Consider the following 15,322-nt stretch of genomic DNA (forward strand, 5'->3'; position numbering starts at 1 on the left):
TCCTAGCCAGCCCGACCGCGCTCAGGCGGGCGGCGTGGCGTCCTCGGGGCCGTCGGCGACGGAGACGTGGCCGTAGCGGTGCGCGAGGATGACCGCATGGACGCGGTCACGCGCGCCGAGCTTGGACAGCACCCGTCCCACGTGGGTCTTCACGGTCGATTCCCCGAGGAAGAGCGCGGCGGCGATCTCCGCGTTGGTGAGCCCGCGGCCCATCGCCAGGAACACGTCCCGCTCACGGTCGGTCAGCGTCTCGGCGCGGTCGTTCTCGTCGCTCGGGATGACCGGGCTCATCCGGGCGATGAGCTGTTTGGTGACCCGCGGCGCCAGCGCCGCGTCGCCGCGGGCGATCGCACGGACCGCGCCGACCAGTTCGGAGCGCTGCGCGTCTTTGAGGAGGAAGCCGCTGGCGCCGGCTTCGAGCGCCGCGAAGGCGTACTCGTCGAGGTCGAACGTCGTGAGGATCAGCACCCGCGTCTGCGGCACCTCCGCGAGGATCTCCGCGGTGGCGCGGATGCCGTCCGAACGCGGCATCCGCACGTCCATCAGGACGACGTCGGGACGGTGCCGGCGCGCCTGTTCCACCGCCTGGAGGCCGTCGGATGCTTCACCGACGACCTCGAGGTCGTCCTCGGCCTCGAGGACGAGGCGGAACCCGACGCGGATCAGCTCCTGGTCGTCCACGAGAAGAAGGCGGACGCTCATGTATCCTCCTCAGAGTCGGAAAGCGGCAGCACCGCGTGGACCCGCCACCCCGACGGCGGCATCGGCCCCACCTCGATGGTGCCCCCGACGTGTTCGACGCGTTCGCGCACCCCCCGGACCCCGTATCCGTCGCGGCCGACCGGGCCGTGCACCCCGTCGTTGACGACGGTGACGTCCACGGCGCGCGAGCTGCGGCCGATCCGCACCTCGATGCCCGTCGTGTGCGGTGCGTGACGCATCGCGTTGGTGACACCCTCCTGCACGATCCGCACGATCGCCAGGTGCACGGCGCGGGGCAGGTTCTCCGCGCCGAGCCAGGTGAGGGTCACCGGGAACCCGGCGCGGCGTGCGCGCTGGACGGCGTCGCCGATGGCGTCGTGGTCGACGGGAGCCAGGGGCGCCGACCCCTCGTCGCGCAGCACCCCCAGCATCCCGCGCATGTCACGCATGGCGCTGCGGCCGGCGCCGGCGACCTGTTCGATCGCGGCGCGGGCGCGCTCGGGGTCCCGAGTGGCCGCGGCGCCTTCGGCGAGCGCGACCATCACGGTGAGGGAGTGGGAGACGATGTCGTGCATCTCGCGCGCGATGCGGGAGCGCTCCGCCGAGGTCGCTAGGCGGCCCTCCTGGTCGCGTTCGACGAGCAGCCGGCGCGAGCGGTCGATGAGGGCCTCGACGTAGCGCTTGCGATTGCGGACGTTGATGCCGATCAGCGCCCCGATCGTGGTGGTGAGCACCTCGGTGGCGACCGAGACGGTGCTCACCGAGGCCCCGAACGTCTCGGTCGTCGTGGTGGCGACGACCACCCCTGCCAGGACGAGCGCCACCGTCACGGCGGCCAGGGCGATGACACCGGCGCGGGTGGACCGGTACAGCACGACCGCGTACACGCTGAACGGGAGCAGGAACACGGTCGTCCCGCTCTCGGCGAGGATGCTGATCGTCGCGGCGACCGCGGCGAGGACGAACACCGCGAGGGGCCAGCGTCGTCGCCAACACAGGGCCGCGCAGCTGACGAGGAGGGCGAGCGCAGGCACGAGCGGGGGTTCGTCGCCGGCCACCCCCGCGAGCAGCAGCGGGGTGAGGGTCGAGACGAGACAGAACCCGGCGATGAGGGAGTCGAGCAGCGTGGGATGGCGGGACCAGAACCGGCGGAACGTGCCGGGAGCGCCGGGCAGCGGCAGGTCGTCCTCGTCGGGGGACGACCCACCGGCTGCCACGGTCACAACTCCGACACTACGCGTCGCGCGTACGCAGAACGAGCCAGCCCCCGGTGAGCAGCGCCGCGGGCCACGCCAGCAGCGTGATCGTGTTCCGCGCGAGCGAGTTGTCGGACAACATCGAGGTCGGCGTCATGAGCTCCTGGCCGGCGGAGGCGGGCAGATACTGCGAGAGGTCGGCAACCCATTGCCACGCCTCCCCGCCGACGCTGAAGATCGCGAGGATGATCGGCAGCACGAACAGCAGGACGACGGTGGCGGAGATCGCGCCGCCGCCGTTGCGGATCAAGAAGCCGCTGCCGACGCCGATCAACGCGTACACCGCCATCGACACGATGCTCCACAGCACCGGGTACCAGGACTCGCCCGGGTCGGCCCAGTCGATACCGGTCGACAGGATCGGCGCGGTCGCGGCGAGGGCGGTCACCACGGTGACCAGCTGGGTCGCCATCAGAAGAAGCGCCACCGCCAGTGCCTTCGTGACCAGGACGATGCCGCGGACCGGTTCGGCGGTGAGCGTGGAGCGGATCATCCCGGTGGAGTACTCGCCGGTGACCGCCAGCGCGCCCAGCACACCGGCCACCAGCATCGTGAGCTGGATCGGCGCGATGACCACGAGGATGGCGGGCATGAGGTCCGCCGAATCGGACTCCACGACGGCGACGGCGTAGAGGATGGAGATCCCGACACCGAGGACGAGGGTGATGGCCAGCGACCACCAGGTCGACCTCACGGTGGTCAGTTTGATGAACTCGCTGCGCAGCACCCTGCCGAAACCGAGGCGGGAGGCCGGCTGGGTGCGCGGGCGCGCGGTGTGCGGCGCACTCGTGGTGGCGGTCATGACATGTCCTTGCTCTTGTACTCGATGGATTGTTCGGTCAGCGCCAGGTAGGCCTCCTCGAGCGACCCGGACAGCGGGGTGAGCTCATGGAGGGGGATTCCGGCGTCGTGGGCGATGTCGCCGATGCGTTCGGCGTTGAGCCCCGTCACCTGCAGCAGGCCATCCTGCTCGGCGGTCACGGTGATGTCGGGTGCGGCCAGCGCGGAGGCCAGATCGGTGGCACGCGGGGTGCGCACGCGCACCGAGGTCGTGCTCCACGCGCGCACGAGGTCGTCGAGCGGGCTGTCGGCGAGGACCTGTCCCCGGCCGAGGACGATGACACGATCGGCCGTCTGCGCCATCTCACTCATCAGGTGGCTCGACAGCAGCACGGTGCGTCCTTCGGCGGCCATGGCGCGCACGAAGTGGCGCACCCAGCGCACGCCCTCGGGGTCGAGACCGTTGACGGGTTCGTCGAGGACGAGCGTGCCGGGGTCGCCCAGCAGGGCGGAGGCGATGCCGAGACGCTGCCCCATCCCGAGGGAGAACCCGCCGGTACGCCGGTCGGCCACGCCGGTGAGACCGGTGAGCTCGATGACCTCGTCGACGCGACGGCGCGGCAGACCGTGGGTGGCCGCCATGGCGCGCAGGTGGTTGCGTGCACTGCGGCCGGAGTGGACGGCTTTCGCATCGAGGAGGATACCGACCTCTGTCAACGGGGAACGCATCGATCGGTACTCGCGGCCATCGATGGTGGCGTTGCCCGAGGTCGGCCGGTCCAGGCCCACGATCATGCGCATCGTGGTCGATTTCCCGGCGCCGTTGGGCCCGAGAAAGCCGGTGACGACGCCGGGCTGGACGGTGAAGGAGACATCGGAGACGGCTGTGTTGGGTCCGAATCTCTTGGTCAGATGTTCTGCGACGATCATGCGTTCGACGCTACGGATCGCCGCGTCCGGCGGCATCGGGCGGCGGTACCGGAACGCGGTGACGCCCTCCTCCCACGGGATGATCCGCGCGGGGGAAGGCGTCGTACGGTGGGATCAGTCCGCGTCGGCGGCCTGGGCGGCGAGGGCGCGCTCGACCCCGGCCAGGTTCTCTGCCACGAGGCGTCGCAGCGCCGCCGGGGCCTCGCGGTTGGCCGCGAGCCAGCCGCGGGTGGCGTCGCGCAGCGCAGTGTTGGCCAGCGGTGCCGGGTACAGGCCCGTGATCAGGTAGTTCGCGATCTGGTACGTGCGATTCGACCAGATCGGCAGCAGCATGGCGAAGTAGTCATCGACGAACCCGGCGAGCAGATCGCGTCCGGCGGGGTGGGTGAATCCGAGCGCTGCGGCGCGCACGACGGTGTTGGGTAACTCGTCGTTGTCGATCATCGACGACCACGCGGCCCGCTTGGCCTCCGCGGTCGGGAGCGCGGCGTGCGCCTGAGCGGCGAACTCGCCCCCCTTGGCCGTGTTGTCGGCGGCGCGCGCGGTCTCGATCGCGGCGGCGTCGACCAGGCCACCGGCCGCGAGCGAGACCAGCAGCGCCCACGACAGGTTGGCGTCGATCTCCAGACCGGTGAGCGTCAGCTCGCCGTCGCGGAGCGCGCGCACCGTCTCCCACTGCGCGGCGGTCGCGGACGCCGAGGCGAAGGCCGTCACGAACTGAAGCTGCCGGTCGCTGCCGGGCTCGGCATCCTGCGCCAGCTGCCAAAGGCCCTGGGCGACCTTCTCACGGGCCTGGTCACGCCGCGGCGGTGCCACGTACGAACCCGACGCCAGCTGCAACTGGCCGAGCGTCGTGCGCACCGTCGTCGACTCCGTCTCGCTGCCGATGTTGCTCAGCACCAGGTCGACGTAGTCGGACGCGGGGGCCTCCGCGTCGCGTGTCTGGTCCCACGCCGCACCCCAGACGAGGGACCGCGCGAGCGGGTCGCCGATAGCGGACAGATGGGCCACCGCGGTCTTCCACGAGGGGGCGTCGAGGCGGATCTTCGCGTAGGCGAGGTCACCATCGTTGAGCAGGACCAGATCCGGGCGCGCCCGGCCCTTGAGCTGCGGAACCTCGGTGAGGTCGCCGTCCACGTCGATCTCGACGTGGTGGATGCGCACCAACTGGCCCCGGTCGAGCCGGTAGAACCCCACGCCCAGGCGGTGGGGCCGGATGGTCGGGTAGTCCGCCGGGGCGGTCTGCACGATCGCGAAGCGGGTGATGGTGCCGTCGTCGCCGGTCGCGATCTCGGGCGTGAGGGTGTTCACCCCGGCGGTCTCCAGCCACTTCTTGGACCACTCGTCCAGCTCCCGGCCGCTCGTGGCCTCGAGCTCGGTCAGCAGGTCGGATAGTTCGGTGTTGCCCCACGCGTGGGTGCGGAAGTACGCGGAGACACCAGCGAAGAACTCGTCGATCCCCACCCAGGCCGCGAGCTGCTTGAGGACGGAGCCGCCCTTGGCGTAGGTGATGCCGTCGAAGTTGACCTGGACGTCTTCGAGGTCGTTGATCTCGGCGACGATGGGATGCGTCGAGGGGAGCTGGTCCTGCCGGTAGGCCCAGGTCTTCTCCATGGCGTTGAACGTCGTCCACGCCTCGGTCCATTCGGTCGCCTCCGCGGTGGCGATCGTCGAGGCCCACTCGGCGAACGACTCGTTCAGCCACAGGCCGTTCCACCACTTCATCGTGACGAGGTCGCCGAACCACATGTGCGCCAGTTCGTGCAGGATCGTGACGACCCGGCGTTCCTTGACCGCGTCAGTGACCTTGCTGCGGAACACGTAGGTCTCGGTGAAGGTGACCGCCCCCGCGTTCTCCATCGCGCCGGCGTTGAACTCGGGAACGAACAGCTGGTCGTACTTCTCGAACGGGTAGGGTACCGCGAACTTCGACTCGTAGTAGGCGAAGCCCTGGCGGGTCTTCTCGAACACGTACTCCGCGTCGAGGTGCTGCCACAGGCTCTTGCGCGCGTAGACGCCGAGCGGGACGGTGCGCCCCGAGGCACTCGTCAACTCGGAGAAGGTGGCCTAGTACGGGCCGGCGATCAACGCGGTGATGTAGTACGAGATCGGCGGCGTCGGGACGAACACCCACACGGCGCTGTCACCGTCGATGCGGGGCTGTGGGGTGGGGGAGTTGGAGACGACCTTCCACGTCGCCGGAGCGGTGACCGTGAACTGGAACCGCGCCTTCAGGTCGGGCTGCTCGAACACGGCGTACACCCGTCGCGAATCGGGTACTTCGAACTGCGAGTACAGATACACCTCGCCGTCGACCGGGTCGACGAACCGGTGCAGTCCCTCGCCGGTGTTCGTGTACTCGCCGTCGGCGACGACGACCAGTTCGTTCTCGGCGGCGAGGTCATCCAGCGCGATGCGGGAATCCGCGTAGGCGGTGGCCGGGTCGATGGCGCGGCCGTTCAGGGTGATCTCGTGCACCTCGCGCGCGATGAGGTCGATGAAGGTCGACGCCGCCGGTGTCGCGGTGAAACGCACGACCGTGCGGGACCCGAACACCTCTGCCCCGCGCGTGAGATCCAGGGCGATCTCGTACGACGAGGTGTCGACGATCGCGCGGCGCTCCTGCGCCTCGATCCGGGTCAGGTTCTGTCCAGGCACAACGGCGCTCCCAAAGTCTGCGGTGGTTTCGGTCCGGGGTCCGGCGGGCGGCGCCGGGCACGCAGCCCAGCCTAGGCGGTGTCGCGATGAGAGGATCGAAGGGTGAGCAGTTTCCGGTCCGATGAATCCCCGTCCGCCTCCCCTGTCCGCCCGGTTCCGCTGGCCTCCCCGGCTGCTGCGGCGGGCCCGGCCCACGTGACGGAGCCGGCGGTGTATGACGGCATCCTCCTCGCGGGGTTCGGCGGGCCCGAGGGCCAGGACGATGTCATCCCCTTCCTACGAAACGTGACACGCGGCCGCGGCATCCCCGACGAACGGCTCGAGGACGTTGCCCACCACTACCGCCACTTCGGCGGGGTGAGCCCCATCAACGCCCAGAACCGCGCGCTGCGGGCAGCGCTCGGCGACGAACTGGCCCGGCGCGGCATCCATCTGCCGGTGTACTGGGGCAACCGCAACTGGGCGCCCTATCTGGAGGAGGCCGTAACGGCTGCGGCCGCGGACGGGAACAGGCGTCTGCTGGCGGTCGCGACCAGTGCGTACAGCTCGTTCTCGAGCTGTCGGCAGTACCGCGAGGATTTCGCGCGCGTCGTGGAAACGGCGGGACTGTCCGATGCCGTGACGATCGACAAGGTGCGTCCGTTCTTCGACCACCCCGGGTTCGTGGCCCCGCTGGCTGCCGGCGTGATCGACGCGGTCGGCGCGATGCTCGCCGGCGGGGTGCCGGCCGCACGCATCCGCGTCCTGTTCTCCACGCACAGCATCCCGTTGGCGGATGCACAGCGGTCCGGTCCCCGCGACACGGACTGGGGGGAGGGCGGTGCCTACGCCGCGCAGCATCGCGCCGTCGCCGGGGTGATCATGTCGGATCTGATCGCCGCGCACCCGGCCGCGACCCAGACGGGCTGGGACCTCGTCTATCAATCGCGATCCGGCCCCGCCGAGCAGCCCTGGCTGGAGCCGGACGTGTGCGACGTCATCGAGAGGCTGCCGGACGCCGGGATCGAGGCGGTGGTGATCGTCCCCGTCGGGTTCGTGAGCGATCACATGGAAGTGATGTGGGACCTCGACACCGAGGCCATAGCGGCCGCGGCCGAGGCGGGCCTGCGCGCCGTTCGCACCCCCACCGCGGGTGTTGACCCGGCGTACGTCTCCGGTCTCGTCGATCTGATCGTCGAACGGATCGAGGGCACGCCCGCCGCAGACCGCCCCCATCGGACCCCGCTGGGGCCATGGTTCGACGTGTGCCGTCCCGGATGCTGTGAGAACGTGCGTGCCGGGTTCCGGCCGGCCGCCGCGGGCCTTGCCCCCTGATCGTCGCTCCGGGCGCGACCGTGCTCCATAGAATTGAGGGCATGCGCATCCACCTCGCCACCGACCATGCCGGTCTCGAGTTCTCCACCCGGCTGCAACATCACCTGATCGACGGCGGGCATGAGGTCGTCGATCACGGACCGGTCGCGTACGACCCCCTCGACGACTACCCGGCCTTCTGCATCCGCGCGGCGCAGGCCGTCGTGCGCGACCAGTCCGCCGGGATCGACACGCTCGGTGTGGTCTTCGGCGGCTCGGGCAACGGTGAGCAGATCGCCGCCAACAAGGTCCGCGGAATCCGCGCGGCGCTGGTGTGGAGCCTTGCGACGGCGGAGCTGGCCCGCGAGCACAACGACGCGAACGTCATCGCGATCGGTGCGCGGCAGCACTCGTTCGAGGAAGCCGTCTCCTTCATCGACCGCTTCCTGCGGACCCCCTTCCCGGGCGACGAGCGGCACGCGCGCCGGATCGGTCAGCTCGCCGCGTACGAGACCGACGGGTCGCTGCTCCCGGACTCTCGTGACGGGGCCGGCTCGCCGGTGCTGGCCGACCCGGCGTCGTCGTTCGACCCGGAAGCGGGCTGATGCCCGAAGGTCATTCCGTTCACCGCATCGCTCGGCAGTTCGACCGCAACATCGTCGGACGATCCGTTGCCGCCAGCAGCCCACAGGGGCGATTCCAGGAGGGCGCGGAGCTCATCGACGGGCGAGAGGCGGTGGCGGTGCGCGCGGTCGGCAAGCAGATGTTCCTCGAGTTCGAGTCCGAGCTCTGGCTGCGCGTGCACCTGGGCATGTACGGCGCGTGGGACTTCGCCGGGGAGATCCTCGTCGATCCGACGATCGCGTCCGCCAACGGGCGGATGGGGCAGACCAACCAGCGCGGCACGAACCTGCCCGCCGTCTTCGACGACGCCGGGGAGAACTCGCTGACCTCGATCGGCGCTCCGCGCCGCGCGCGGGTGCACGTACGCATGAGCGAGCAGACGACGGGGCTGGCCGACGAGGGGGAGCAGTGGCCCCCGCCGGTGGTCGGCCAGGTGCGGTTGCGGCTTCTCACCGACGTCACGTGCGCCGATCTGCGCGGCCCCACGGCGTGCGAGCTGCGGACAGCGGACGAGGTCGCCGCCACGATCGCCGCACTCGGCCCCGACCCGCTCGTCGACGACCCCGCCACGGGGGAGGAGCGGTTCACGGCGGTCGTCCGCCGCAAGCCCACTCCGATCGGGCTGCTCCTGATGGACCAGGCGGTCGTCAGTGGCATCGGCAACGTCTACCGTGCGGAGATTCTGTTCCGCGCGCGGCTCGACCCGCACACGCCGGGGCGTGACGTGCCCGAGGAGATCGTGCGCGGGCTCTGGCGCGACTGGACGGGGCTGCTGGCGGTCGGCGTCGAGACCGGGCAGATGATGACGATGGATGACCTCGACCCGGAGGCCTACCGTCGCGCCATGGCGAGCCGAGACGACCGGCACTGGGTGTATCACCGGGCTGGACTGCCGTGCCGGGTGTGCGGCACGGCGATCGTCTTGGAGGAGATGGGGGCGCGCAAGCTCTACTGGTGCCCCGCCTGCCAGTGCTGAGGCCGCCGGAACGGCGCAGCGCCTCGGTCCGATGACCGGGCCGGTCGACAACGCGTCACCGCTGCGGCCGGAAGATCACCCGACACCTTCCCCCTGTTCCCCGGCGCGGCGAGCGGCTATCATCGTCGCCAAGGTACGACCCCCCCTGGACGACCGGAAGCGCCTATGTCGCACCCTCCGCCCCCGCAGCCGCGGCCGGACGGGCGCTTCACCCAGAACGCGTGTTCTCCGCTCGCGTTCTGCTCGGCATGCGCGGAAGCGAGACACCCATGGACCGTACTGCTCGTCACCCGTTCCTCGCGACACCGCCGCGTCCCCGCGGCCGTCATCGCTCACCGCTGACGGCCGCACTGGTGGTCGCGGCGATGTTCACGGCGTTCCTGGCGCAGCCGGCGGCCGCCGCGAACGCGGGGGAGATCAACGGCACGGTCTTTCATGACCTCAACGGTGGCGTCATGGACGGCACCGGCATCGGGGTGACCGGCCCGCAGCAGCTCTACGTCAACCTGATCGACTCGTCCGGGTCGGTCGTGGCGAACACCGCCGTCGCGGTCGACGGCACGTACCAGTTCACGGCGGTGCCGGACGGCACGTATCGCCTCGCGGTGAGCACGGTGGACGAGGCAGTGCTCGGCAACATCGGAGACCTTCCCAGCATCGTCGCGAATGTTCCGCCGAACTGGGAATTTGTCGCCGAGGGAGTCGCGGTGCCGGACGGCACCGCGGACGGCACCGTCACCGTCGAACTCGTCGCCGCCGACGGCATCGACGGGGTGGACTTCGCCATCACCGAGGTCGACTCCGACGGCGACGGCATTCCCGACACCTCCGACTCCGACTGGAACGGCAACAGCGTCCCCGACGATCAGGAGTACTGCTTCAACACCTACTTCGACCCGGACGGTCAGCTCGGATCGAGCCCCGCGGACGAACCGGCGGCGCCGGGGACGGCCGACGGCGTCAACTGGGGCAACCCGACGTTGCGGCGCACCAACCTGATGCACTCCGGTCAGACGGCGCTGACGGCCGACAACAACAACGGGTTGCTGCGAATCGCCGGGGCGAACGCGGTGTCACCGTTCAGCGTCGGCAGCGGTCTGAGCATCGCCGTGAACGCCGGCTCGGCGTCGTTCGATGTGGCCGGCATCGATGAAGCGACGCTCGACGCGGCGATCGCCGCCGGTGACTACGTGACCTTCACCGTGCAGACCGACAACGACTTCGCACGCGCCCACATCGACTGGGTCGGTCTCCTCAACCGCAACCAGGGGGCGAACCCGTCGCTGGACGCCTGGGTCACGTATCAGGTGTCGAGCAACGCGGGCGGCTCGTGGACGGAGCTGGCGACGTGGCACGTGAACAACACCCCGGCGCTGCCGTACCCCGCCGGCCGGCTGAACACCCGCATCCTCCCCTACGGGATCGCCCACGACACGCTCTACACGTTCCGGTACGCCTTCTACAACGCGCCGAGCGGGACGTACAATTTCGACGACCCCTTCATCGCCTTCGACGCCTGCACGTACACGATCCGCGGGTCGGTCACGATCGAGAACGACACCACGATCGCCGACGGCGTCGTGAACGGCGCTCCGTACGCCGCCGGGGCCGCCGAACCCGCCCTGTGGGCGAACCTGCTGCATCCGGACGGCACTGTCTGGATGTCGGTCCCGGTCGCCGCCGACGGCACCTACCTCTTCGGCGACGTCGACGCCGCGACCGACTACACCGTCCTCCTCACGACGTCGCATCTGGTCAACGGCACGAGACCGACGGCGGCGGCGCTGCCTCCTGGCTGGGTCTCCGTCGGCGATGACTGCTGCGATGCGACCGGCACCGACGGGACGGCCGACAGCGCCGCGGCCGTTCCGTTCGTGCAGACCGATCTGACGCACGTCGACTTCTCGCTCGCTCGGGTGGTGAGTGTGTCCGGCACGGTGTACCAGGACACCACAGCGGATGCCGAGGTGGACGGAACGCCGATCTCCGCCCCCGCCGGGGAGCAACTGTTCGCGGTGCTGGTCGATGTCGGTGGCACCGTGCTGCAGACCGTGCCGGTTGCCGCCGACGGCACCTACACGTTCCCGAACGTCACGCCGTTCCAGCAGGTCAGGATCGTGATGGACACGGTCGCTCAGGTGCCCGGGGCGACCGCGGTCGACCCGACACCGCCGGCCGGCTGGGTCGCGACCGGCGAGAGCCCCGCCGGGGCGAGCGGCAACGACGGCACCGCCGACGGGGGCCTCACTCTCGATGTGGGCGACACGAGCGTCGCCGGCAACGACTTCGGCGTGGATGAATGGCCCTCCGTGTCGGGCTCGGTGTTTCGTGACGGGGACGGTGTGGCCGACGGTGCGGTCGACGGCGCGGGGGTGGGCTCTGTGTTCGGAGACCCGGTGTTCGTGGTGTTGGTGGATGCGGCGGGGACCGTGGCGGCGGTGACGCAGCCGAGCGCGGACGGGACATTCTCGTTCGCGGATGTGGCGCCGGGGGACTATTCGGTGCAGGTGTCGGCGACGGTGCCCACGGTGGGGGATCCGGTCGGCGCGGCGTCGGTTCCCGGGGGATGGGCGCCCGTGGGGGAGGACTGTTGTGACGGTTCCGGTTCGGACGGTGTCGCCGACGGTACGGTGGCGGTGACGGTGGCCGCGCGGGAAGTCACGGGGGTGGGTCTGGGGATCGAGGAGCCGCCGGTCGCGTCGGATGTCACGGCGGGGCTGCGGATGAACCCGGGCGGCTCGACGCAGGTGGCGGTGCCGGACCCGGTGGTCGCGGACGCGGAGGACGGGACGCCGTCAACGATCGTGATCACGACGTTGCCGTCACCCGAGGAGGGCGTGTTGTTCTACGACGGTGTCGCGGTCGTCGCGGGGGAGCCGATCACGGACTTCGATCCGGCGTTGTTGATGGTGGATCCGGCCGACGCAGCGGCGACGGTCGCGTTCGACTACGTTGCGGTGGACGCGGCGGGAGTGCGCTCGGCGCCGGCGACGGTGTCGATGGAGTTCGGCGTTGCGTCGTTGGATCTGGTCAAGTCGGCGACCGCGTCGGACACGGACGGGTCGGGCGCGATCGGCGCCGGTGACACGGTGGAGTATTCGTTCCGGGTGACGAACACGGGCACCGTCCCGTTGGTCGATGTGGTGATCTCCGATCCGGCGCTGGGCTGGGTGGACGCGGCCTGCGTGGCGGTGCTGGCCGTGGGCGCGTCCGCGGACTGCGCGACTACCGGTCAGTACGTGCTGACGGCTGCGGATGTGTCGGCGGGATACATCGAGAACACCGCGACGGGGGCCGGGCAGCCGGCGACCGCGGACGGTGACGCGTTGCTCGACCCGGTCACGGGCGACCCGTACCCACCGGTCACGGACGTCTCCGACGCGGGTACGACGCCCGACGGCGTGGTGATCCCCACGCCCGATCAAACCGAGACCGCCAACCCGGGAACGACCCCGAACGATCCTGACGACCCCACCGACGACCCCACCACGGTCACCGCTCCGTCCACTCCGTCGGGCCCCGCGGCGCTGACCGTGGCGGTATTCGCCCTTTCGTCGGGCTTCGCCGCGGTGGGCGACCCGCTGAACTGGCGCATCGTGGTCACCAACTCCGGTGAGGTCGAGGCCACCGGCGTCGCCCTCGGGCTGCCCGCCGGTGCCGTCCTCCGGTGTGCCGTGTCGCTCCCGGTCGCAGCGCTCGCCCCGGGCGAGTCGTTCACCTGCACGGCTTCGACGACGGCTACTCGGGCCGACGTCGCCGCCGGGCGGGCGGTGCTGCCGGTGACCGTCACCGGCGAGGGCGGCGGGCTGGTGCTCACCGCTCGGGGCGAGGCGCGCGTCCCCGAGGCGGCGGCGCCGCTCCCGCCGACCGGCGGCATCGTGAACACGGTCGTGCCGATCACGGGCATCCTGCTCATCCTGGCGGGTGTCCTCGGGATGGCCCTCGACCGCCGGCGCCGCCGCGTGTCCTGACGGACACGCCGTCGCCGAGCCGAACCTAGGATGAGATCCGAGGTGAGGCGATGACAGACCACACGGCCGCTGGCGTCGTGACGGCGCGGGGCCGCGGATGAGCGCGGCACTCGACCGCGGCTCGAGCGTCGACGTGATCGCGGACGTGCGGCTCACCGGAGCAGACCGTCTCGACCCGTTCGGCGACGGAGCTGTCGATGTGCACCTGCGTGACGGGGTGATCGCCGACATCGCTCCGGCCGGTGCCCTGCCGCGCACCGGTGCGGTGCTCGACGCGGGCGGCGGCTGGCTCGTGCCGGGCCTGTGGGACCATCATGTGCACACGGCGCAGTGGGCGCTCGTCGCTCGACGTCACCCGCTCGGGTCGTGCCGGTCGGCGGCCGACGCGGCGCGTGCGATGCGTGACGCACCCGTGCTGGAGGACGGCCGGCGAGTGGGCACGGGTTTCCGTGATGCGCTGTGGCCGGACGAGCCCTCGCGCGACCTCCTCGATCGCGCCACCGGCGACACCCCCGCCTACCTGATCAACGCCGACGTGCACAGCGTCTGGCTCAACTCGGCGGCGCTGCGGCGGGAAGGGTTCCCGCTGGAAGACTCCGGTGTCCTGCGTGAGGCGTCGGCGTTCGAGATCTCCCGCCGGCTCAACGACATCACCCCGGCGACCGCCGACCGACTCGTCTCCGAGGCGTTGCAGCGCGCGGCTGAGGCCGGCATCGTCGGCATCGTCGACCTCGACATGGCCTGGAACGCCGAGGTCTGGTCTCGTCGCCTGTCCGCCGGGTTCGACCTCACCCGGGTGCGTTTCGGGACCTATCCGGCCTTCCTCGATCGCACGGTGCAGGAGGGTCTGGTCAGCGGCGATGCGCTCGACCCCGCGGGGCTCGTGCGGGTCGGGCCGCTGAAGATCATCACTGATGGCTCGCTCGGCACGCGCACCGCCGCGTGCTCCCATCCCTATCCCGGCGATCCCGCGGACCGCGGCGTCCTGACGGTTCCGACCGGGGAACTCGTCGACCTGTTGACGCGCGCGACGGCGGCCGGGCTCGAGTGCGCGGTGCACGCCATCGGCGACCTCGCCAACACGTCCGCGCTGGACGCGTTCACCGTGACGGGCGCGCGCGGCACCATCGAGCACGCGCAATTGGTGGCCCATGCCGATATCGCCCGGTTCGCCCGACTCGGTGTCGGGGCCAGCGTCCAGCCGGAGCACGCGCTCGACGACCGGGAGCTGGTCGATGCGCTGTGGGCCGCCCAGACGGCCCTGCCCTACCCGCTGCGTGCCCTGGTGGATGCCGGTGCCACGGTGCTGTTCGGGTCGGATGCGCCGGTGGCGCCACTCGACCCCTGGGCGGCGATGGCCTCGGCGGTCTTCCGCCGCCGCGACGACGGTGCCGTCTGGCGCGCCGACCAGGCGGTGGACGCCGCGACCGCTCTTGCGGCATCCACGGCTGAAGGATCGTCGGCCGGGTCGGCGATCGATGTGGGGGAGATCGCCGACCTCGTCGTGGTCGATCGCGATCCGCTCACCGCGCACGAGGCGGCCCTGCGTGCCGCGCGGGCCACGGCGACGATGATCGCCGGACGCCTCACGCACCGCGCCTGACCCGCTCGTGAGGCACTGGCCCCGAGCGGCGGCGGCGGACGGTCAGGAGGCGAGGTGGGCCGACAGGAACCAGCGGTCCTTCTCCAGCCCCGCCTTGATTCCGATGACGATGTCCTGACTGGTCAGGTCGATCTCATCGAGCCCGTCGATCGCGGCCTGCACATGGCGCAGCACGGCGTCGAGGTCTCCGACGACGGCGGCGATCTCGTCCTGCCACTGGGCGAAACCGGCGGGGACGGTACTGGGGGCCGCCTTGCCGGCGACGGTGCTCAGCCGGGCGTCGATCGGCAGGCCGAGCGCGACGATCCGCTCTGCCGCTTCGTCCGCGAAGCCCTGCGCGTTCGCGACGACGGTGTCGAGCAGCTCGTGGACGGGCAGGAAGTTCGCCCCCCGCACGTTCCAGTGCGCCTGCTTGCCGTTGACGGCGAGCGCCTGCAGGCCCAGCACGATGGGGGTCAGGAACTGCGCCGTGCCGGCGGCGACCTCGGGGTCGGCGGCGGTCATCGCGATCGTGTTGTGCGTGGGCATG

The 15,322-nt window shown here is 70.8% G+C and carries 10 protein-coding genes and 1 pseudogene; 5 read left to right on the forward strand and 6 right to left on the reverse strand.

Going from position 1 to position 15,322, the window contains the following annotated elements; translation table 11 throughout:
- Nucleotides 1–21: 21 nt before the first annotated feature.
- The 5 genes and pseudogenes from ACK5KK_RS03415 to pepN form a co-directional block, all read right to left on the reverse strand.
- Nucleotides 22–702 (reverse strand): response regulator transcription factor, encoded by a 681-nt coding sequence (locus ACK5KK_RS03415; RefSeq protein WP_416888685.1) that lies wholly within the window; start codon nt 700–702, stop codon nt 22–24.
- Nucleotides 699–1,925 carry a sensor histidine kinase gene (locus tag ACK5KK_RS03420; RefSeq protein WP_416888686.1) on the reverse strand — a complete coding sequence of 409 codons (1,227 nt, stop codon included), beginning with the start codon at nt 1,923–1,925 and terminating at the stop codon, nt 699–701. Before ACK5KK_RS03420 ends, ACK5KK_RS03415 begins: the two co-directional genes overlap by 4 nt.
- A gap of 10 nt (nt 1,926–1,935) precedes the next feature.
- A complete protein-coding gene (locus ACK5KK_RS03425) occupies nt 1,936–2,760 on the reverse strand; it encodes an ABC transporter permease subunit (protein ID WP_416888687.1) in 825 nt (274 codons plus the stop codon).
- Nucleotides 2,757–3,668, reverse strand: a complete 912-nt coding sequence (locus tag ACK5KK_RS03430; RefSeq protein ID WP_416888688.1) for an ABC transporter ATP-binding protein — start codon at nt 3,666–3,668, stop codon at nt 2,757–2,759. The genes ACK5KK_RS03425 and ACK5KK_RS03430 overlap by 4 nt, the downstream gene beginning before the upstream one ends.
- Nucleotides 3,669–3,782: 114 nt before the next feature.
- Nucleotides 3,783–6,326: pseudogene (gene pepN / locus ACK5KK_RS03435) on the reverse strand (aminopeptidase N).
- 102 nt (nt 6,327–6,428) lie between these two features.
- On the opposite strand from pepN, the gene ACK5KK_RS03440 reads away from it, so the two are divergent.
- The 5 genes from ACK5KK_RS03440 to ACK5KK_RS03460 all read left to right on the forward strand — a co-directional run bounded on the left by ACK5KK_RS03440 (nt 6,429) and on the right by ACK5KK_RS03460 (nt 14,793).
- Complete coding sequence (locus ACK5KK_RS03440; protein ID WP_416888689.1) at nt 6,429–7,640, forward strand: ferrochelatase; 1,212 nt, start codon at nt 6,429–6,431, stop codon at nt 7,638–7,640.
- Between the two features lie 41 nt (nt 7,641–7,681).
- Nucleotides 7,682–8,224: a ribose-5-phosphate isomerase gene (locus ACK5KK_RS03445; RefSeq protein WP_416888690.1), complete on the forward strand. Its 543-nt coding sequence runs from the start codon at nt 7,682–7,684 to the stop codon at nt 8,222–8,224.
- Entirely contained in the window at nt 8,224–9,219 is a 996-nt protein-coding gene (locus tag ACK5KK_RS03450) for an Fpg/Nei family DNA glycosylase (RefSeq protein WP_416888691.1), read from the forward strand. The genes ACK5KK_RS03445 and ACK5KK_RS03450 overlap by 1 nt, the downstream gene beginning before the upstream one ends.
- 269 nt (nt 9,220–9,488) lie before the next feature.
- Nucleotides 9,489–13,190, forward strand: a complete 3,702-nt coding sequence (locus ACK5KK_RS03455; RefSeq protein WP_416888692.1) for a hypothetical protein — start codon at nt 9,489–9,491, stop codon at nt 13,188–13,190.
- Nucleotides 13,191–13,287: 97 nt separating this feature from the next.
- Complete coding sequence (locus tag ACK5KK_RS03460; RefSeq protein WP_416888693.1) at nt 13,288–14,793, forward strand: amidohydrolase; 1,506 nt, start codon at nt 13,288–13,290, stop codon at nt 14,791–14,793.
- A 42-nt stretch (nt 14,794–14,835) separates the two neighbouring features.
- On the opposite strand, the gene ACK5KK_RS03465 is transcribed toward ACK5KK_RS03460, so the two are convergent.
- Entirely contained in the window at nt 14,836–15,321 is a 486-nt protein-coding gene (locus tag ACK5KK_RS03465; protein WP_416888694.1) for a Dps family protein, read from the reverse strand.
- Nucleotide 15,322 lies beyond the last annotated feature (1 nt).

Source organism: Microbacterium sp. (assembly GCF_047972865.1).
GTDB lineage: Bacteria > Actinomycetota > Actinomycetes > Actinomycetales > Microbacteriaceae > Microbacterium.

Excerpts from the sequence above, each read along its gene's own strand:
- ACK5KK_RS03445 (WP_416888690.1), top strand. The coding sequence starts at position 7,682 with ATGCGCATCCACCTCGCCACCGACCATGCCGGTCTCGAGTTCTCCACC.
- ACK5KK_RS03425 (WP_416888687.1), bottom strand. The coding sequence starts at position 2,760 with ATGACCGCCACCACGAGTGCGCCGCACACCGCGCGCCCGCGCACCCAG.
- ACK5KK_RS03465 (WP_416888694.1), bottom strand. The coding sequence starts at position 15,321 with ATGCCCACGCACAACACGATCGCGATGACCGCCGCCGACCCCGAGGTC.
- ACK5KK_RS03455 (WP_416888692.1), top strand. The coding sequence starts at position 9,489 with ATGGACCGTACTGCTCGTCACCCGTTCCTCGCGACACCGCCGCGTCCC.
- ACK5KK_RS03460 (WP_416888693.1), top strand. The coding sequence starts at position 13,288 with ATGAGCGCGGCACTCGACCGCGGCTCGAGCGTCGACGTGATCGCGGAC.
- ACK5KK_RS03430 (WP_416888688.1), bottom strand. The coding sequence starts at position 3,668 with ATGATCGTCGCAGAACATCTGACCAAGAGATTCGGACCCAACACAGCC.
- ACK5KK_RS03415 (WP_416888685.1), bottom strand. The coding sequence starts at position 702 with ATGAGCGTCCGCCTTCTTCTCGTGGACGACCAGGAGCTGATCCGCGTC.
- ACK5KK_RS03450 (WP_416888691.1), top strand. The coding sequence starts at position 8,224 with ATGCCCGAAGGTCATTCCGTTCACCGCATCGCTCGGCAGTTCGACCGC.